The sequence below is a fragment of the Actinocrinis puniceicyclus genome (assembly GCF_018283645.1).
Classification (GTDB): Bacteria; Actinomycetota; Actinomycetes; order Streptomycetales; family Catenulisporaceae; genus Actinocrinis; species Actinocrinis puniceicyclus.
Window position 1 is genome coordinate 1 of the sequence record NZ_JAGSXH010000371.1, and the last position, 636, is coordinate 636.

Sequence of the window (636 nt, forward strand, 5' to 3'; positions counted from 1 at the left end):
GGTTGTTGCGCACCAGGTCACCGTGGCTGATGTCGTTGGTCCAGGTGGCGCCGCTGTTGGCCTTGCCCGCGAAGGGGTTGCTCTCGCTGGTGGCCTGCGGGGTCCACGACCCGCTCAGGCTGCTGGCCGTGTACGAGCGGAAGTAGCGGTACCCGCTCGAGCCGATCGCCTCGACGATCATCAGGTACTGGTTCTGGCCCTGGACCTTGTAGACCTGCACCGCTTCGAAGAGGTTGTAGGTCGAGTCGCTCATCACCGTGGTGTAGTTGGAGCCGAAGTTGCTCGGGAAGTTCCCGATCGGCATGCTCGCCCGGTAGATCTTGCCGTTGTCCCCGGCGAAGAACAGGTACATGTTCGTGCCGTCGCCGATCAGCGTCTCATCGATCGGGTTGGAGCCGCCGCCGAGGCTGCCGGTGAACAGCGCCTGCTGCGAGGACCAGCCGTTGGGGTTGGTCGGGTCGCTGGAGGTGCGGTACATGAAGGGCGCGGAACCCCACTCGGACGCCAGCACCCAGATGTTCTTCGGCGCGAAGTAGAGAAGCGTGGGCGCCACCCCGGCCTGGTTCATTCCGGTCTGGGTCGCCGAGGCCATGTCGGACCAGTTGGTGAACGGAGAGAAGCCCGTCGAGCCGTACG

At 64.9% G+C, this 636-nt stretch carries 1 protein-coding gene; it reads right to left on the reverse strand.

The genetic code is table 11. From position 1 onward, the window contains the following. On the reverse strand, positions 1-636 hold a 636-nt coding region (locus KGA66_RS29340), incomplete at both ends, for a non-reducing end alpha-L-arabinofuranosidase family hydrolase (protein WP_369015992.1).